The sequence below is a fragment of the Pseudacidovorax intermedius genome (genome assembly GCF_003350475.1).
Classification (GTDB): domain Bacteria; phylum Pseudomonadota; class Gammaproteobacteria; order Burkholderiales; family Burkholderiaceae_C; genus Xenophilus; species Xenophilus intermedius.
In genome coordinates, this window is the sequence record NZ_QQAV01000001.1 from 94,871 (window position 1) to 112,340 (window position 17,470).

14 protein-coding genes are annotated in these 17,470 nt (G+C 70.1%); all 14 read right to left on the bottom strand.

What is annotated here, in order from left to right; genetic code table 11:
- Window positions 1–216 precede the first annotated feature (216 nt).
- The 14 genes from ftsZ to rsmH all read right to left on the bottom strand — a co-directional run bounded on the left by ftsZ (window position 217) and on the right by rsmH (window position 17,465).
- The gene (gene ftsZ / locus DFR41_RS00435) at window positions 217–1,437 is read right to left on the bottom strand and encodes a cell division protein FtsZ (protein WP_043117752.1); all 1,221 of its coding nucleotides are present in this window, start codon (window positions 1,435–1,437) and stop codon (window positions 217–219) included.
- A gap of 169 nt (window positions 1,438–1,606) precedes the next feature.
- Window positions 1,607–2,836, bottom strand: a complete 1,230-nt coding sequence (ftsA, locus tag DFR41_RS00440; RefSeq protein ID WP_017759904.1) for a cell division protein FtsA — start codon at window positions 2,834–2,836, stop codon at window positions 1,607–1,609.
- Between the two features lie 52 nt (window positions 2,837–2,888).
- Window positions 2,889–3,689, bottom strand: coding sequence for a cell division protein FtsQ/DivIB (locus DFR41_RS00445; RefSeq protein ID WP_017759903.1), 801 nt, complete (start codon window positions 3,687–3,689; stop codon window positions 2,889–2,891).
- A gap of 3 nt (window positions 3,690–3,692) precedes the next feature.
- Window positions 3,693–4,694: a D-alanine--D-alanine ligase gene (locus DFR41_RS00450; protein ID WP_244917605.1), complete on the bottom strand. Its 1,002-nt coding sequence runs from the start codon at window positions 4,692–4,694 to the stop codon at window positions 3,693–3,695.
- Window positions 4,691–6,106: a UDP-N-acetylmuramate--L-alanine ligase gene (murC, locus tag DFR41_RS00455; protein ID WP_114801327.1), complete on the bottom strand. Its 1,416-nt coding sequence runs from the start codon at window positions 6,104–6,106 to the stop codon at window positions 4,691–4,693. Before murC ends, DFR41_RS00450 begins: the two co-directional genes overlap by 4 nt.
- A complete protein-coding gene (gene murG, locus DFR41_RS00460) occupies window positions 6,103–7,173 on the bottom strand; it encodes an undecaprenyldiphospho-muramoylpentapeptide beta-N-acetylglucosaminyltransferase (protein WP_114801328.1) in 1,071 nt (356 codons plus the stop codon). Before murG ends, murC begins: the two co-directional genes overlap by 4 nt.
- Window positions 7,170–8,477: a putative lipid II flippase FtsW gene (gene ftsW, locus DFR41_RS00465; RefSeq protein WP_017761377.1), complete on the bottom strand. Its 1,308-nt coding sequence runs from the start codon at window positions 8,475–8,477 to the stop codon at window positions 7,170–7,172. The genes murG and ftsW overlap by 4 nt, the downstream gene beginning before the upstream one ends.
- A gap of 61 nt (window positions 8,478–8,538) precedes the next feature.
- Window positions 8,539–10,311, bottom strand: coding sequence for a UDP-N-acetylmuramoyl-L-alanine--D-glutamate ligase (gene murD / locus DFR41_RS00470; protein WP_114801329.1), 1,773 nt, complete (start codon window positions 10,309–10,311; stop codon window positions 8,539–8,541).
- A 13-nt stretch (window positions 10,312–10,324) separates the two neighbouring features.
- Window positions 10,325–11,503, bottom strand: coding sequence for a phospho-N-acetylmuramoyl-pentapeptide-transferase (gene mraY, locus DFR41_RS00475; protein ID WP_114801330.1), 1,179 nt, complete (start codon window positions 11,501–11,503; stop codon window positions 10,325–10,327).
- Complete coding sequence (locus DFR41_RS00480) at window positions 11,497–12,951, bottom strand: UDP-N-acetylmuramoyl-tripeptide--D-alanyl-D-alanine ligase (protein ID WP_244917606.1); 1,455 nt, start codon at window positions 12,949–12,951, stop codon at window positions 11,497–11,499. The genes mraY and DFR41_RS00480 overlap by 7 nt, the downstream gene beginning before the upstream one ends.
- The gene (locus DFR41_RS00485; RefSeq protein ID WP_114801331.1) at window positions 12,948–14,447 is read right to left on the bottom strand and encodes a UDP-N-acetylmuramoyl-L-alanyl-D-glutamate--2,6-diaminopimelate ligase; all 1,500 of its coding nucleotides are present in this window, start codon (window positions 14,445–14,447) and stop codon (window positions 12,948–12,950) included. Before DFR41_RS00485 ends, DFR41_RS00480 begins: the two co-directional genes overlap by 4 nt.
- Complete coding sequence (locus DFR41_RS00490) at window positions 14,447–16,198, bottom strand: peptidoglycan D,D-transpeptidase FtsI family protein (protein WP_114801332.1); 1,752 nt, start codon at window positions 16,196–16,198, stop codon at window positions 14,447–14,449. The genes DFR41_RS00485 and DFR41_RS00490 overlap by 1 nt, the downstream gene beginning before the upstream one ends.
- Window positions 16,195–16,539 carry a cell division protein FtsL gene (gene ftsL / locus DFR41_RS00495; RefSeq protein WP_043117825.1) on the bottom strand — a complete coding sequence of 115 codons (345 nt, stop codon included), beginning with the start codon at window positions 16,537–16,539 and terminating at the stop codon, window positions 16,195–16,197. The genes DFR41_RS00490 and ftsL overlap by 4 nt, the downstream gene beginning before the upstream one ends.
- Complete coding sequence (gene rsmH / locus DFR41_RS00500; protein WP_114802120.1) at window positions 16,539–17,465, bottom strand: 16S rRNA (cytosine(1402)-N(4))-methyltransferase RsmH; 927 nt, start codon at window positions 17,463–17,465, stop codon at window positions 16,539–16,541. Before rsmH ends, ftsL begins: the two co-directional genes overlap by 1 nt.
- Between the last annotated feature and the right edge of the window lie 5 nt (window positions 17,466–17,470).

A 17,470-nucleotide genomic window follows, 5' to 3' on the forward strand; every position in this document is an offset into this window, starting at 1 on the left:
GAACGAAAGCGCCACGCATCGAACCCGGTGCGTGGCGCTTCTGCTTGGACTCCACACCGCAGCCGCAGGCTGCCGGTGCCTTCATTCAAGCGCAGGCGATTGATGGGTCAGACGGCGTAGCGAGCGCCCCGAGGTTGCGCCGAGCATCGCAGCCGTACTTGGGTACGGCGAGAAGCGCAGGCGCAAGATCGGGGCGCGCAGTAGCCGTATGCCCCATCAATCAGCTTGGCGGCGGAGGAACGCGGGGATCTCGAAATCGTCCATCCCGCCCGACGACAGCGCATCCACCTTGGCGGCGGCCATCGTGCGGTTGGTGCGCCACACGCTGGGCACGGCCATGCCGTCGTACTTGGCCTGGCCGGCCGCGCCGGCGGCCACGCCGTTGGCCAGCGCGCCGCCGAGGGTCGGGACCTGGAAGGCCACGTTGTCGGTGCCGGTGCGGATGACCTGCAACTCGGGCTGGCCACGGCCGGCGGCCGGGCGCGACAGGCCGGTGGCCACCACCGTGACGCGCATGTCGTCGCCCAGGCTGTCGTCGTAGGCGGCGCCGTAGATGACGTTGGCTTCGGGCGAAGCGTAGGCGCGGATGGTGTTCATCGCCAGCTTCGACTCCGACAGCTTCAGCGAAGCCTTCGAGGCCGTCACCAGCACCAGCACGCCCTTGGCGCCGGACAGGTCGATGCCCTCCAGCAGCGGGCAGGCCACGGCCTGCTCGGCGGCGATGCGGGCGCGGTCCGGGCCGTTGGCCGAGGCGGTGCCCATCATGGCCTTGCCCGGCTCGCCCATCACGGTGCGCACGTCTTCGAAGTCGACGTTCACGCCGCCGTACTCGTTGATGATTTCCGAAATACCGCCGACGGCGTTCTTCAGCACGTCGTTGGCATGCGCGAAGGCCTCGGCCTGCGTCACCTCGTCGCCCAGCACCTCGAGCAGCTTCTCGTTCAGGATGACGATCAGCGAGTCGACATTCGCCTCGAGTTCGGACAGGCCCGACTCGGCGTTGTTCATGCGCTTGCCGCCTTCCCAGTCGAAGGGCTTGGTGACCACGCCGACGGTGAGGATGCCCATTTCCTTGGCCACGCGGGCGATGACGGGCGCCGCGCCGGTGCCGGTGCCGCCGCCCATGCCGGCAGTGATGAACAGCATGTGGGCGCCGTCGATGGCGGTGCGGATCTCGTCCACCGCCGCCTCGGCCGCCTCGCGGCCCTTGTCGGGCTTGCCGCCGGCACCCAGGCCGTTGTTGCCCAGCTGGATCAGCTTCGGCGCGCCGCAGCGGTTGAGGGCCTGGGCATCGGTGTTGGCGCAGACGAACTGCACCCCCTGGACGCCCCGCTCCATCATGTGGGAGACGGCGTTGCCGCCGCCGCCGCCGACACCGATCACCTTGATCTGCGTGCCTTGGTTGAACTCTTCGACTTCGATCATTTCGATGGGCATCATGAACTCCTGGATCCTTGCAGTTGCTGCTTGACTGACGTTGGCTTTGTTGTAGGGGGCGTGGTGCGGAAGGTGGAAGCGGCGGTCACTTCCGGCGATGGCGGCGGCCCCGTACGTCGCCATCGCTCGTTGAAATGGATGAGGTGGGGTTGAGGTGCTGCGTGGTGCATCAGAAATTCCCCACGATGAAATCCTTGAATCGGCCGAAAGCCGTCTTCACTGAACCATTTTTTTGCGCGACCTTGTAGCCGCGCATGCGTGCGTGCCGGGCCTCTTCGAGCAGGCCCATGACGGTGGCGGCACGCGGCTGGGCCACCATGTCCGACAGGGCGCTGGCGTACTTCGGGATGCCGCGGCGCACCGGCTTGAGGAAGATGTCCTCGCCCAGCTCGACCATGCCCGGCATGACGGCGCTGCCGCCAGTGAGCACCACGCCGGACGAGAGCACTTCCTCGTAGCCCGACTCGCGCACCACCTGCTGCACCAGCTGGAAGATCTCTTCCACGCGGGGCTCGATCACGCCGGCCAGCGCCTGCTTGCTCAGCATGCGCGGGCCGCGGTCGCCCAGGCCGGGCACCTCGACCTGCGTCTCGGGGTCGGCCAGCAGCTGCTTGGCGAAGCCGTTCTCGACCTTGATGTCCTCGGCGTCCTTGGTCGGCGTGCGCAGCGCCATGGCGATGTCGCTGGTGATCAGGTCGCCTGCGATCGGAATCACGGCCGTGTGGCGGATCGCGCCGTTGGTGAAGATGGCCACGTCGGTGGTGCCGGCGCCGATGTCCACCAGGCACACGCCCAGTTCGCGCTCGTCCTCGGTGAGCACCGCCAGGCTGGAAGCCAGCGGGTTCAGCATCAGCTGGTCCACCTCCAGGCCACAGCGGCGCACGCACTTGATGATGTTTTCGGCCGCGCTCTGGGCGCCGGTCACGATGTGCACCTTGGCCTCCAGGCGCATGCCGCTCATGCCGATCGGCTCCTTCACGTCCTGGCCGTCGATCACGAATTCCTGCGGCTCCACCAGCAAGAGGCGCTGGTCGCTGGAGATGTTGATGGCGCGCGCCGTCTCCACCACGCGGGCCACGTCGGTGGTGCTGACCTCGCGGTCCTTCACGGCCACCATGCCGCTGGAGTTGATGCCGCGGATGTGGCTGCCGGTGATGCCGGTGTAGACGCGGCCGATCTTGCAGTCGGCCATCAGCTCCGCTTCCTTGAGCGCCTGCTGGATGCTCTGCACGGTGGCGTCGATGTTGACCACCACGCCGCGCTTGAGGCCGTTGGACGGTGCCACGCCCAGGCCGGCGAGCTTGAGCTCGCCGCCCGGCAGCACTTCGGCCACCACCGCCATCACCTTGGCGGTGCCGATGTCGAGTCCGACAACCAGGTCCTTGTAGTCTTTGGCCATGATGTGTGAGTGTTCCCTCGGGGCTCTCGTTCGTTCTGTCTGTCTGTTCGGTCTACCGCCGCCGTGCGGCTGCTGCGGCGGGCGCATCGGCCGAGACGGTGGTGACGCCGCGGATGCGCACTGCGTACGCGTCGGCATGGCGCAGGTCGGCGCTTTCGATGGATTCGATGCTGCGGCCGTATTGCGCGGCCACATGGCGGGCACTGAGCAGGAAGCGCCGCACGCGCGCCACCACCTCCTCGGGCGTGCCACGGCCAATCTCCACGGTGGCGCCGGAGTCCAGCACCGCCTGCCAGCCGCCACGGGTGGACAACCGCAGCTCGGTGAGCTTCAGGCCGCTTCCGTCGAAGGCAGGCGCCAGCTCGCGGTACATGCCCAGTACCTGGCTGGCCTGGTCGTCGGGGCCCTGCAGCCGCGGCAGGTCGTCGCCGGCCTCGTCGGTGTTGGCCTCGAAGACCTCGCCGTAGGTGTTGATCATGCGGGACTCATCCTCGGCGCCCCACAGCGCGGCCGGCACATGCTCGGTGAGCGTGGCACGCAGCGCGTTCGGGAACTCGCGCCGAACCACGGCCTTGCGCACCCAGGGCACCGATTCGAAGGCCACCCGGGCGCGCTGCAGGTCCACGGTGAAGAAGTTGCCGGCCAGTCGCGGCGCCACGTTGGCCCGCAGCGTGATCGGGTTGTTGTGCGTCACGTCGCCGTCCACACGGATCACGCCCAGCGGCAGGAAGGGCTGGCGCAGCACCCACCAGCCGCCGGCGGCGAGCAGCATCAGCCCGCACAGCGCGTACAGGACGGTCGCCGTGAGGTTCATGAGGCGCACGTCCAGCGGGACTGCGATGCCGTCGGCCATGGGTCAGGCACCTTCCTTGGGGACGGGCCGGGTGTCCAGCGCCGCCTGGGCCAGGATGCGCAGGCACAGCTGCTCATAGCTCAGGCCCGCGGCGCGCGCGGCCATCGGCACCAGCGAATGGCTGGTCATGCCGGGCGAGGTGTTCATCTCCAGCAGGAAGGGCTGCTGGTCGCGTGCGCGCACCATGAAGTCGGCCCGGCCCCAGCCGCGGCAACCCAGGCTGCGGTAGGCCGCGATGGCCAGCTGGCGCACCTGCGCCTCCAGCGCGTCGGGCAGGCCCGCCGGGCAGTGGTACTTCACGTCGTCGGTGAAGTATTTGTTCTGGTAGTCGTAGGCCCCCTCGGGCGCGGCGATGCGGATCACCGGCAGCGCGACGGCGCCGGCGCCCGTGCCGAGCACGGCGCAGGTCAGCTCATCGCCGTCGATGAATTCCTCGCAGAGCACCTCGGGGTCGTAGCGCGCGGCCAGCTGCACGGCCTCCTGCATCTGCGAATAGCCCTGCACCTTGGTGACGCCGATGGACGAGCCCTCGTGCGGCGGCTTGACGATCAACGGCAGGCCCAGGGTGTCGGGCACCTCGCGCACCCGCTCGCGCGCCTGGCCGTCGGCGTGCAGCAGCACATGGCGCGGCGTGGGCAGGCCCTCGGCCAGCCACACGCGCTTGGTCATGGTCTTGTCCATGGCCACGCTGGAGGCCATCACGCCCGAGCCGGTGTAGGGAATGCCCAGCAGTTCGAGCGCGCCCTGCACCGTGCCGTCCTCGCCGTGGCGGCCGTGCAGCGCGATGAAGCAGCGGTCGAAGCCTTCATGGCGCAGTTCGGCCAGCTCGCGCTCGGCGGGGTCGAAGGCATGCGCATCCACGCCCAGCGAACGCAGCGCCTGCAGCACGCCGGTGCCGGACATCAACGACACCTCGCGCTCGGCCGAGCGGCCGCCGAAGAGCACCGCCACACGGCCCATGGCGGCGGCGTCGGGCAACGGGGGGAAGACGAACTGCGGGTTCATGCAGGCTGTCCTTGCTGCTGAGAGCGCTCCACGATCTGGCCGGCCACGGCACCGATGGAGCCGGCGCCCATGCACAGCACCACGTCGCCATCACGGGCGTTGCCCAGCACAGCCTGGGGCAAGGCGCGAACGTCGTCGACGAAGACCGGCTCGACCTTGCCCGCCACGCGCAGCGCGCGCGCCAGGCTGCGGCCGTCGGCAGCCACGATGGGCGCCTCGCCGGCGGCATAGACCTCGGTCAGCAGTACCGCGTCGGCGCCGCCGAGGACCTTGACGAAATCCTCGAAGCAGTCGCGCGTTCGGGTGAAGCGGTGCGGCTGGAAGGCCAGCACCAGCCGCCGGCCCGGAAAGGCGCCGCGCGCGGCCGCGATGGTGGCGGCCATCTCGACCGGGTGGTGGCCGTAGTCGTCGATCAGTGTGAAGCGCCCACCATTCGCGGCAGCCACCTCGCCATAGCGCTGGAAGCGCCGGCCCACGCCCTTGAACTCGGCCAGACCGCGCTGCACGGCCTCGTCGGGCAGGCCCAGCTCGACGGCGATGGCGATCACCGACAGCGCGTTGCGCACGTTGTGCTCGCCCGGCAGGTTGAGCACCACCGGCAGGTCCGGCAGCACCACGCCGTTGCGGCGCTGGGCGGTGAAGTGCATCTGCGCACCCACGGCCCGCACGTCGATGGCGCGCACCTGCGCATCCTCGCTGAAGCCGTAGCTGGTCACCGGGCACGTCACCTGCGGCAGGATCTGGCGGATGGCCGGATCGTCCACGCACAGGATGGCCGTGCCGTAGAAAGGCATGCGGTGCAGGAAGTCGACGAAGGCCTTCTGCAGCCGGCCGAAGTCGTGGCCATAGGTGTCCATGTGGTCGGCGTCGATGTTGGTGACGACCGCCATCACGGGCAGCAGGTTGAGGAAGGAGGCGTCGGACTCGTCGGCCTCGACCACGATGTACTCGCCCTGGCCCAGCCGCGCATTGGCGCCGGCGCTGTTGAGGCGTCCGCCGATGACGAAGGTCGGGTCCAGCCCGGCCGTGGCCAGCACGCTGGCGGCCAGGCTGGTGGTGGTGGTCTTGCCGTGGGTTCCAGCGATGGCGATGCCGCTGCGCAGGCGCATCAGCTCGGCCAGCATCAGGGCACGCGGCACGACCGGGATCTTCTTCGCCCGGGCGGCGACCACCTCGGGGTTGTCGGCCTGCACCGCAGTGGAGGTCACGACCGCGTCGGCACCGGCAATGTTGGCGGCGTCGTGGCCCACGAAGGTGCGGATGCCCAGGTCGGCCAGGCGGCGCAACGTGGCGCTGTCGGCCAGGTCCGAGCCCGAGACGCCGTAGCCCAGGTTGAACAGCACCTCGGCGATGCCGCTCATGCCCGAGCCACCCAGGCCGACGAAATGGATGTGACGGATCGCGTGCTTCATGGCTTGACCAGCTCCTCGCAGGCCAGGGCCACCTGGGCCACGGCATCGGTCTTGCGCATCGCATGTGCGCGCTGCGCGCGCTCGAGCAGCTCGGCGCGCGTCGTTTTCTGGATCAGGTCGGACAAGAGTTCAGGCGTCAGATCGGTCTGCTGCACCAGCCAGGCACCGCCAGCGTCCGCGAGGAAGCGGGCATTGGTGGTCTGGTGGTCGTCGACCGCGAAGGGGAAAGGAACGAAGAGCGCGGCGGCACCGACCGCGGCGATCTCGGTCACGGTGCTGGCGCCGGCGCGCGCCACGATGAGGTCGGCCGCGGCGAAGGCCTCGGCCGTGTTGTCGATGAAGGGCACCAGCTCGGCTTCGACGCCGGCGGCAGCGTAGTTGGCGCGCAGCTCGTCGATCTGCTTGTCGCCACTCTGATGCAGCACCACGGGCCGCTCTGCCGGTGCGATGCGCGCCAGTGCCTGCGGCACCACGGTGTTGAGCGCCTTGGCGCCCAGGCTGCCGCCCACCACCAGCAGCTTGAGCGGGCCGCTGCGGCCTTCGAAGCGCGCGGCAGGCGCGCCCTGCGACAGGAAAGGCTCACGCAGGGGATTGCCGACCCAGGCCGCATTCGGCAGCACGTTCGGGAAGGCGCTGAAGCAGCGGTCGGCGATGCGCGCCAGCACGCGGTTGACCAGGCCGGCCACGGAGTTCTGCTCGTGCAGCACCAGCGGACGGCCACGCAGCACGCCCATCATGCCGCCCGGAAAGCTGATGTAGCCGCCCAGACCGACCACCACGTCGGGCTGGACGCGGCCCACGGCCTGGAAGCTCTGCCAGAAGGCGCGCAACAGCCGCAGCGGGAGCAGCGCCAATGTGAGCGGACCCTTGCCGCGCACGCCACCGAACTGGATCGGCTCGAAGGCGAAGCCGCGCGGCGGCACCAGACGCTCTTCCATGCTGCCGGGCGCACCCAGCCAGTGCACCCGCCAGCCGCGGGCACGCAGTTCTTCGGCCACGGCGAGGCCCGGGAAGATGTGGCCGCCGGTGCCGCCGGCCATCACGAGCGCGGTGCGGGCGCCGGTCATACGCGACCCCCTCTCATCAGCACACGGTTCTCGTAATCAACGCGAAGCACCACCGCGAGCGCCACCACGTTCATCAGGATGGCCGAGCCGCCGAAGCTCATCAGCGGCAGGGTCAGGCCCTTGGTGGGCAGCGCGCCCAGGTTCACGCCCATGTTGATGAAGGTCTGGAAGCCCATCCACACGCCCACGCCCTGCGCGGCCAGTCCGGCGAACACGCGGTCCAGCGCGATGGCCTGGCGGCCGATGTGCATGATTCGGCGGGTGAGCCACAGGAAGAGCGCGATGGCGATCAGCACACCGACCAGGCCCAGCTCTTCGCCGATCACGGCCAGCAGGAAGTCGGTGTGGGCCTCGGGCAGCCAGTGCAGCTTCTCGACGCTGCCGCCCAGGCCGACGCCGAAAATCTCGCCGCGGCCGATGGCGATCAGCGAATGCGAGAGCTGGTAGCCCTTGCCCAGCGCATGCTCCTCGCTGAAGGGGTCGAGGTAGGCAAAGATGCGCTCGCGCCGCCACGGGCTGGCCGCCACCATGGTGGCGAAGGCCACGACCACCAGCATGGCGATCAGGAAGAACATGCGCGCGTTCACGCCGCCCAGGAACAGGATGCCCATGGCGATGATGGCGATCACCATGAAGGCGCCCATGTCGGGCTCGGCCAGCAGCAGCATGCCCACCACCACGACGGCCACGCCCATGGGCAGCACAGCGCGGAAGAAGCGCTCCTTGATCTCCATCTTGCGCACCATGTAGCTGGCCGCATAGAAGACCATGGCCAGCTTGGCCAGCTCCGACGGCTGGAAGCGCATGAAGCCCAGCGGCAGCCAGCGGCGCGCGCCGTTGACGTTGATGCCCACGTGCGGGATCAGCACGATCACCAGCAGCAGCAGCGCCACCACGAACAGCCACGGCGCCGTGCGCTCCCAGGTGCGCATGGGAATCTGGAAGGCCACCAGCCCGGCGACGAAGGCGAACACCAGCGAGATGGCGTGGCGGATCAGGTGATAGGACTCGCTGTAGCCGCCGACGCGGTTGAAGCGCGGGTTGTCGCCCATGGCGATGGAGGCCGAGAACACCATCACCAGGCCCCACATCAGCAGCGCGATGGTGACCCACACCAGCGGCTGGTCGAAGCCGGCCACACGCACCGGCGCGGCGCGGGTCTGGGCGATGTCGGCGCCACCCAGGCGCACCGGCAGGTGCATGGGCAGGGCATCCATGCCGCTCTTGGCGGCACGGCGGAACCAGCCGAAGAAGCGGCTGCCGCCCTCGTTGGGCGTGGCGGCGGCGGGCAGGCGGGCGCTCATTCTGGAATCCTCCGTGCTGCGCACTGCGGATGCGAGCGCCTGCGGAACGGCCGGGCGGCGCTCATTCGTAGGCCTCCTCGTCGGCCAGCGCGTCGACCGCCTCGCGGAAGACGTCCGCCCGGTGCGCATAGTCGCGGAACATGTCGAGGCTGGCGCAGGCGGGCGACAGCAGCACAGCGTCGCCGGGCTGGGCCTGGTCGGCGCAGAGGCCGACGGCCTCGGGCAGCGTGGCGGCGGCGAGCAGCGGCACGCCGGTCTCGGCCAGGGCCTCGCCGACGGCCGGGCCGTCGCGGCCGATCAGCACCACGGCGCGCACGTACTGGCGCACCAGCGGCGCCAGCGGCGAGAAGTCCTGGCCCTTGCCGTCGCCGCCCAGGATGACGACCAGCTTGCGCTCCAGGCCCAGGCCCGACAGTGCAGCGGCAGTGGCACCGACGTTGGTGCCCTTGCTGTCGTCGAAGTATTCGACCTCGTCCACGATGGCGATGGGCTCCACGCGGTGCGGCTCGCCACGGTATTCGCGCAGGCCGTAGAGCATGGGCGCCAGCGCGCAGCCGGCGGCGCTGGCCAGCGCCAGGGCGGCCAGGGCGTTCAGCGCGTTGTGCTGGCCACGGATGCGCAGCGCATCGGCGGGCATCAGGCGCTGCAGGTGGATCTCTTCCTGCACGGCGGCGCCGCGACGACGCTTGAGGGTCTCGTCGGCCTCATGGGCACGCACCAGCCAGGCCAGGCCGTTGGCGCGCTCGATGCCGAAGTCGCCAGGACGCTGCGGCAGGTCGGCGCCGAAGGTCACATGGGCGCGCAGCTGCGGCCGCTGCAGCCGCACCTTGACTGGCGCCGGCAGCATGCCCATCACACGGACGTCGTCGCGGTTGAGGACCATCAATCCGGTCCGGCCGAAGATGCGCGCCTTGGCGGCGGCATACGCCTCCATGCCGCCATGCCAGTCCAGGTGGTCCTGGGTGACGTTGAGCACCGCGGCGGCAGTGGGCTCGAAGCCCTGCACGCCATCGAGCTGGAAGCTGGAAAGCTCCAGCACCCACACCTGCGGCAGGGCGTCGGCATCCATGCGTTCGGACAGCGTATCCAGCAGCGAGGGGCCGATGTTGCCGGCCACGGCCACGGTCTTGCCGGCGCGCTCGACCAATTGGCCGGTGAGCGAGGTGACGGTCGTCTTGCCGTTGGTGCCGGTGATCGCCAGCACGGCGGGACGATAGCCGGGCTCGGGGACGGGCGGCGGTGCGATGGGCAGGGGGGGCGGCGTCTCGTCGAGCGTCTCGTCGTCCGCGGCGGCGTCGTCGGACGGCACTGCCGGGGCCGCGGCTTCGCCGTCGCCGTCGCCGGAGGGCTCAACGGCGATGTCCGCGCCCGCCTCTGCCGCGTCGGCGGGCGGCGCAGCCACAGCGATGGCGCCTGCAGCCGCATCGCCGGGCACATCGTGCGCAGCATCTGCCGCCGCGTCGTCCTCATCGGGTGCCGCATCCGGCGCCACCCGCAGGTCCGACAGCGCCTGCGCGAACAGGTCCAGCTCGCCACCCACCGGCAGGCCGATGGCGCGCGCGGCATCGACCACCGGTGCAATGGTGGCGGGCGCCAGGCCCGGCGAGCGGTAGACGGCGCGCACCGGCTGCCCCTCGACCAGTGCGGCCGTGAGCGGCCCACCGACGAAGCGCACCTGCGGCAGCTCAGCGGCCAGCGTGGCCAGTTGCGGCGGCGCCTCGCGCGTGTCGGCCACCGTGACATGCGCACCATGGCGGGCGCACCAGCGCGCCATGGCCAGGCCCGAGGCGCCCAGGCCCAGGATCAGCACTTGCAGGTCGGCGAGATGCTTCATGGTCGGCCGATGCTCAACGCAGCTTGAGGGTGGACAGGCCCACCAGGCACAGCAGCATGGTGACGATCCAGAAGCGGACCACCACCTGCGTCTCGCGCCAGCCGGACTTCTCGAAGTGATGGTGCAGCGGCGCCATCTTGAGCACGCGGCGGCCTTCGCCGTACTTGCGCTTGGTGTACTTGAACCAGCTCACCTGGGCCATGACCGAAATCGCCTCGACCACGAAGATGCCACCCATGATGAAGAACACGATCTCCTGGCGCACGATCACGGCCACGGTGCCGAGCGCGCCGCCCAGCGCCAGCGCGCCGACATCGCCCATGAAGACCTGCGCCGGATGGGTGTTGAACCACAGGAAGGCCAGGCCCGCACCGGCCATGGCCGAGCAGAACACCAGCAGCTCGCCCGCGCCCGGAATGGAGGGGAACAGCAGGTAGCGCGAGTACATCGCATTGCCCGTGACATAGGCGAATACGCCCAGGGCCGAGCCCACCATCACCACCGGCATGATGGCCAGGCCGTCCAGGCCGTCGGTGAGGTTCACCGCGTTGCTCGCGCCCACGATCACCAGATACGTGAGGATGACGAAGCCGATGCCACCCAGCGGATAACTGATCTCCTTGAAGAAGGGCACGATCAGATTGGTCTTGGGCGGGAAGTCGAGCGCGAAGCCCGAGCGTGTCCAGTTGACGAACAGCTCGAGCACGCGCCAGTTGGAGCTCTCGGAGATCGAGAACAGCAGGTACACCGCCGCCACCAGGCCGATGATGGACTGCCACATGTACTTCTCGCGCGAGCGCATGCCCTCCGGGTCCTTGTTGACCACCTTGCGCCAGTCGTCCACCCAGCCGATGGCGCCGAAGCCCAGCGTCACCCACAGCACGATCCAGACGAAGCGGTTGGACAGGTCGAACCACAGCAGGGTGGCGATGGCGATGGCGAACAGCACCAGCACGCCGCCCATGGTGGGCGTGCCGCTCTTGGCCAGGTGCGTCTCCATGGCGTAGCCGCGCACCGGCTGGCCGATCTTGAGCGCGCGCAGCCGGCGGATCACCGCCGGACCGGCGGCCAGGCCCACCACCAGCGCGGTGAGCGCGGCCATCAGCGCGCGGAAGGTGAGGTACTGGAAGACGCGCAGGAAACCGAGTTCGGGCGACAGCGTCTGCAGCCATTGGGCCAGGCTCATCAGCATGGGCGGGCGTCCGTGTCATGCGGCATGACCGGCTCCTTGTTGTTGTTCGAGCCGGCGGCGCCGGCCACCAGGGCCTGCACCACGCGCTCCATCTTCATGAACCGCGAACCCTTGACGAGCACGCTCGATGCGGCGCCGGCCTGGGCCAGCGCTGCGGCGTTGAGGGCCTCGATGGCCTCGAAGTGGCGGCCGGCCGCGCCGAAGGCTTCCACCGCGTGACGGCTGGCATCGCCCAGCGCGAACAGCGCGTCGATGCCGCGCTGGCGGGCCCAGTCGCCCACCTCGGCATGGAAGCGCGGCCCCTGGTCCCCGACCTCGCCCATGTCGCCCAGCACCAGCAGGCGCGGGCCGGGCAGCTCGGCCAGCACGTCGATGGCGGCGCGCACGGAATCGGGATTGGCGTTGTAGCTGTCGTCCACCAGCGTCAGAAGGCTGCCATCGGGACGCTGCAAGATCTGCGCACGCGAACGGCCACCGACCGGTTCGAAGGTCGACAGGCCGGTGCCAATGGCCTCGGCCGTCACGCCGGCCGCCAGCGCACAGGCCGTGGCGGCCAGCGCATTGCGCAGGTTGTGCCGGCCCGGGATGGCCAGGCGCGCCCGCACCATGCCGGCGGGCGTGCGGGCCGCGAAGCGCCAGGCCTCGCCGTCCCACTCCGCCTCGGCCAGCGACACGTCGGCCGCAGGCGATTCGCCGAAAAGCAGGCAGCCTGCACCGGCCGGCACGAGGCCACGCCACAGGTCGGTGTAGTCGTCGCCATGGGGAAAGACAGCCGTGCCGCCCGCGGCCAACGCCTGCAGCACGCAGCCGTTCTCGCGGGCAACCGCCTCGACGGTGGCCATGAATTCCTGGTGCTCGCGCTGCGCGTTGTTGACCAGCGCCACCGTCGGCCGCGCGATGGCGGCCAGCCGCGCGATCTCGCCCGGATGGTTCATGCCCAGCTCGACCACGGCCAGGCGATGTTCGGGCCGCAGGCGCATCATCGTGAGCGGCAGACCGATCTCGTTGTTGAAGTTGCCCTGCGTGGCCAGGCTGGCGCCGGGCGCTGCGGCGCGCAGGATGGACGCGACCATCTGCGTGACCGTGGTCTTGCCGTTGCTCCCCGTCACCGCCACCAGCGGCAGCGTGAAGCGGGCGCGCCAACCGGCGGCGATGGCACCGAGCGCAACCAGGGTGTCGGGCACTTCGAGGCCCGACAGGCCCAACGGCGCCAGACGGCCCGGTTCGGCCACAGCGGCGATGCCGCCCTGCGCCTGCACCTGCGGCAGGAAGTCGTGTGCGTCGAAGCGCTCGCCGCGCAGCGCGACGAAGAGGTCGCCCGCGGCCAGCGTGCGCGAGTCGGTGTGCACCCGCGCGACCGCGCGGCTGCCCTCACCCACCACGCGCGCACCCGGCACCCAGCCGGCGGCCTCGGACAGCGTGAACAGAGATTCCATCGAAGCGTTCATGCCGACCGGCTCCTGGCGGCAAGCGCCGTCTGCGCCTGGGCGCGGTCGGAAAAGGGAAGGCGCCGGCCGGCGACTTCCTGGTAGTCCTCATGGCCCTTGCCGGCCAGCAGCACCACGTCCTGGGCTGCGGCTTGGGCAATGGCCTCAGCGATGGCGGCGGTGCGGTCCCCCACCACGCGCGCAGCCTGTGGCGCGGCCAGGCCCGCCACGATCTGGTCGACGATGGCCTGCGGCGATTCGCTGCGGGGGTTGTCGCTGGTGACGACGACGCGGTCGGCACCCCGCTCGGCGATGGCACCCATCAGCGGGCGCTTGCCGGGGTCGCGGTCACCGCCGCACCCGAACACGCACCAGAGCCGGCCGCCGCGCGACTCAGCGAAGGGGCGCAGCGCGGCCAGCGCCTTCTGCAGCGCATCAGGCGTATGGGCGTAGTCGACCACCACCAGCGGGAGGCCGGCCTCGGCAGCGACCACGTCCATGCGGCCGGGCACGCTGCCCAGACGGCCGCAGGCCGCGGCAGCGTCGCCCAGCGGCAGGCCGAGCGCGCGCAGCGTGCCGATCACGCCCAGCAGGTTGGCCACGTTGTAGTCGCCCACCAGCGTGGTCGAGACCATGGCCTCGGCGCCGCCCTGCTCCACCACCTGGAAGCGCAGGCCCTGCGGACCGTGGCCGGCCTCGACCGCCGACAGCCGCGCGGGCGCGCCTACGGCCGAGCAGGTCCACAGCTCGACCAGCGCCGTATCCAGCAGTTCGCCGGCGAGCCGGGCGCCCTGCACATCGTCGATGTTGACCACGGCCGCGCGCAGGCCCGGCCAGCGGAACAGCTCGGCCTTGGCCGCCCAGTAGGCCGCCATGTCGCCGTGGTAGTCCAGGTGATCCTGGGTGAAGTTGGTGAAGACGGCCACGTCGAAGTGCAGGCCGTCCAGCCGACGCTCGGCGATGCCGATGGAGGAAGCTTCCATGGCACAGGCCTTCACGCCCCGCGCCACCAGGTCGCGCAGCGCGCGGTGCAGCGTCACCGGGTCGGGGGTGGTGAGGCCGTTGTAGTCGACGGCCGGTGGCACGCCGATGCCCAGCGTGCCGGCGACGGCGCAGGGGCCGAAGGCGCTGCCTTCGAGCGCCTGGGCCAGCCACCAGGCGGTGGAGGTCTTGCCGTTGGTGCCCGTGACGGCCAGCAGCGTCATGGCGTCGGCCGGCCGGCCGCACCAGGCGGCGGCGATGGGGCCGGTGGCGGCCTTCAGGCCCTCGTAGGCGGCCACGGCCGGCTCGTCGGCGAAGTCGTAGGCCTCGCTGCCGTCGGCCTCGACCAGGCAGGCGGCGGCGCCCTGCGCCAATGCCGACTGCACGAAGCGCCGTCCGTCGGTGGCGGCACCGGGCCAGGCGATGAAGCCGTCGCCCTCGCCCACGGCGCGGCTGTCCACCTGCAGCTGTCCGCGCACGCGCGCGGACAGCCAGGCGGCGGCCTCGTCGGGGGAATGGAGACGGTGCAGCGCCATCAGAAGCTCTCGTCCACGCCCTGCGTGAGCACCAGCGGCTTGACGGCCAGGTCGGGCGCGACGTTCATCATGCGCAGCGTCTGCTGCACCACTTCGCTGAACACCGGACCGGCCACGGTGCCGCCGTAGAAGTTGCCGTCGCTCGGCTCGTCGATCATGACGCCGACGATGATGCGCGGCTTGTCGATGGGCGCCATGCCGGTGAACCAGCCGCGGTACTTGCCCGCTGCGTAGCCCTTGCCGACCTGCTTGCGCGCGGTGCCCGACTTGCCGCCCACCGAGTAGCCCACGGTCTGTGCCAGCTGGCCGGTGCCGCCGGGGCCGGCGGCCATCTGCAGCATCTTGCGGATAGACGCCGCGGTGGAGGGTGAGAACACGCGCACGCCCGGCGGCTCCTCGTTGCTCTTGAGCATGGTCAGCGGCAGCACCTTCCCGTCGTGCGAGAAGGCGGTGTACGAATGGCACATCTGCAGCAGCGAGGCCGACAGCCCGTAGCCGTAGGCCATGGTGGCCTGCTCGACGGGCTTCCAGGTCTTCCAGGGACGCAGGCGGCCCGGCGCGGCGCCGGGGAAGGTGATCTGCGGCTTCTGGCCGTAGCCCAGCGCGGTGTAGGTCTCCCACATCTCGCTGGGGCTCATCTTCTGCGCGATCTTGAGGGCGCCGACGTTGCTGGACTTCTGGATCACGCCCTCCACCGTCAGCACGCCATAGTTGTGGGTGTCGCTGATGGTGAAGCCGCCGATCTGGTAGCGGCCCGGCGTGGTGTCGATGATGGTGCTGGGCTTGACGCGCCCGGCTTCCAGCGCCATGGCCACGGTGATCGGCTTCATGGTCGAGCCGGGCTCGAAGGTGTCGGTGATGGCACGGTTGCGCAGTTGCTCGCCGGTGAGGTTGCGGCGCTTGTCGGGCACGTAGCTCGGGTAGTTGGCCAGCGCCAGCACCTCGCCGGTCACCGCGTCGAGCACCACCACGCTGCCGGCCTTGGCCCGGTGCTTGGTCACGGCGTCGCGCAGCTTCTGGTAGGCGAAGAACTGCACCTTGGAGTCGATGGACAGCTGGATGTCCTTGCCGTCCAGCGGCGGCACGCGCTCGCCCACGCCCTCGACTACGCGGCCCAGGCGGTCCTTGATCACGCGCTGCGAACCGGGCTTGCCGCCCAGGTCCTTGTCGAAGGCGAGCTCGATGCCTTCCTGGCCGTGGTCCTCGACGTTGGTGAAGCCCACCACGTGCGCGGCGGATTCGCCCTCGGGGTACTGGCGCTTGTATTCGCGGGTCTGGTAGAGGCCCTTGACACCCAGCGCCGCGATCTCCTTGGCGATGGGCTCGTCGACCTGGCGCTGGATCCAGACAAAGCTCTTGTCCTCGTCGGCCAGTTTCTGGTCGAGGTCCTGCGGCTTCATGCCGAGCAACTGGGCGACGCGGCGCAGCTTGGTGCGGGTCTCGGGATCGTTGCGGTCGATGTCCTCGGGGATGGCCCACACGCTGGGGGCGATCACGCTGGAGGCCAGGATCAGGCCGTTGCGGTCCAGGATGCGGCCGCGGCTGGCGGGCAGCTCGATGGTGCGGGTGAAGCGCACCTCCCCCTGCCGCTGGAAGAAGTCCTGCCCGATCACCTGCACATAGGCGGCGCGGCCGGCCAGCACCACGAAGCCGAGCGCGATGGCGGCCACGATGAACTTGCTGCGCCAGACAGGCGTCTTGCTCGCCAGCAGCGGGCTGGTCGTGTAGCGGACGGAAGGACCGCGGCTCATCGCGTGCTCCTGGCTGCGGCGGCCGGCGCACCGGCGGGCACGACGGGCGGCGCCGGCGGCACCGCGGGAATCACCGTGCCGTCCGCCCGCACGTACAGCGTGATCGCGGGGGTGGTGGTGCGCATCTTGAGCTTGTCCTTGACCAGCGTCTCGATGCGCAGTGGCGTGGCCTGCGCGCGGCGCTCGACCTGCAGGCGCTCGTACTCGGTCTCCAGCGTGCGGGCCTCGGCCTGCGCGCGGTAGTACTGGCCATAGAGCTGGCGCGACTGGTACTGGGTGTGCACGAGCAGCAGCGCGGTGCCGATCACGGCCAGCAGCAGCAGAAGGTTCAACCGGGTGATCATGCCCGCACCTCGGTCCGCTCGGCCACGCGCAGGATCGCGCTGCGCGCACGCGGGTTGGCCGCCACTTCCTCGGCCGAGGGCTTGATGCGCTCGAGCGCGCGCAACCTCATGGGCTTGGGCGCGGCGAAGGGCGCGCGGCGGTCGTAGACCTCCTTGGAATGCTCGGCGATGAACTGCTTGACGATGCGGTCTTCCAGCGAATGGAAGCTGATCACCGCCAGCCGGCCGCCCGGCGCCAGCACCGACAGGCTGGCGCTCAGCGCCTGTTGCAGCTCTTCAAGCTCGGCGTTGATGAAAATCCGAAGAGCCTGAAATGTGCGCGTTGCAGGGTTCTGGCCCGGCTCGCGGGTTTTGACCGTGCCAGCCACGAGCTCGGCCAGCTCGGCGGTGGTTGAAATTGCGCCCCGTTCTTGTCGGCGAGCAGCAATCGCCTTTGCAATCTGAACAGCAAACCGTTCTTCGCCATAGTCACGGATCACCTCTGCAATCTGCTGTGGTTCGGCTGTGGCCAGCCAGTCGGCCACGCTCTGGCCGCGCGTGGGATCCATGCGCATGTCGAGCGGGCCGTCCAAACGAAAAGAAAAACCCCGGGCGGGGTTGTCGATCTGGGGGGAGCTGACGCCGAGGTCCATCAGGACCCCGGCCACACTGCCGGGTGGCAGCTCCCCCAGGTGGGTGAAGCCCTGGTGCCGGATGGAAAAGCGCGGGTCGGCGATGGTGCCAGCCTGCGCCACCGCCTCTGGATCCTTGTCGAAGGCCACGAGGCGGGCGCCTGGCGCCAGCCGCTCCAGCAACAGCCGCGAATGACCGCCGCGACCGAAGGTGGCGTCGACGAAGGTGCCGTCGGGCGCCGGCGCATCGCCGAGCACGGCGCGAACGCCCTCTTCGAGCAGCACGGTGGTGTGGAGGAAGGATGCGGCCATCTGGG

What these genes read in the sequence shown, in the direction of transcription:
- ftsZ (WP_043117752.1), bottom strand. Translation starts at nt 1,437, where the DNA reads ATGCCCATCGAAATGATCGAAGTCGAAGAGTTCAACCAAGGCACGCAG.
- ftsA (WP_017759904.1), bottom strand. Translation starts at nt 2,836, where the DNA reads ATGGCCAAAGACTACAAGGACCTGGTTGTCGGACTCGACATCGGCACC.
- DFR41_RS00445 (WP_017759903.1), bottom strand. Translation starts at nt 3,689, where the DNA reads ATGGCCGACGGCATCGCAGTCCCGCTGGACGTGCGCCTCATGAACCTC.
- DFR41_RS00450 (WP_244917605.1), bottom strand. Translation starts at nt 4,694, where the DNA reads ATGAACCCGCAGTTCGTCTTCCCCCCGTTGCCCGACGCCGCCGCCATG.
- murC (WP_114801327.1), bottom strand. Translation starts at nt 6,106, where the DNA reads ATGAAGCACGCGATCCGTCACATCCATTTCGTCGGCCTGGGTGGCTCG.
- murG (WP_114801328.1), bottom strand. Translation starts at nt 7,173, where the DNA reads ATGACCGGCGCCCGCACCGCGCTCGTGATGGCCGGCGGCACCGGCGGC.
- ftsW (WP_017761377.1), bottom strand. Translation starts at nt 8,477, where the DNA reads ATGAGCGCCCGCCTGCCCGCCGCCGCCACGCCCAACGAGGGCGGCAGC.
- murD (WP_114801329.1), bottom strand. Translation starts at nt 10,311, where the DNA reads ATGAAGCATCTCGCCGACCTGCAAGTGCTGATCCTGGGCCTGGGCGCC.
- mraY (WP_114801330.1), bottom strand. Translation starts at nt 11,503, where the DNA reads ATGCTGATGAGCCTGGCCCAATGGCTGCAGACGCTGTCGCCCGAACTC.
- DFR41_RS00480 (WP_244917606.1), bottom strand. Translation starts at nt 12,951, where the DNA reads ATGAACGCTTCGATGGAATCTCTGTTCACGCTGTCCGAGGCCGCCGGC.
- DFR41_RS00485 (WP_114801331.1), bottom strand. Translation starts at nt 14,447, where the DNA reads ATGGCGCTGCACCGTCTCCATTCCCCCGACGAGGCCGCCGCCTGGCTG.
- DFR41_RS00490 (WP_114801332.1), bottom strand. Translation starts at nt 16,198, where the DNA reads ATGAGCCGCGGTCCTTCCGTCCGCTACACGACCAGCCCGCTGCTGGCG.
- rsmH (WP_114802120.1), bottom strand. Translation starts at nt 17,465, where the DNA reads ATGGCCGCATCCTTCCTCCACACCACCGTGCTGCTCGAAGAGGGCGTT.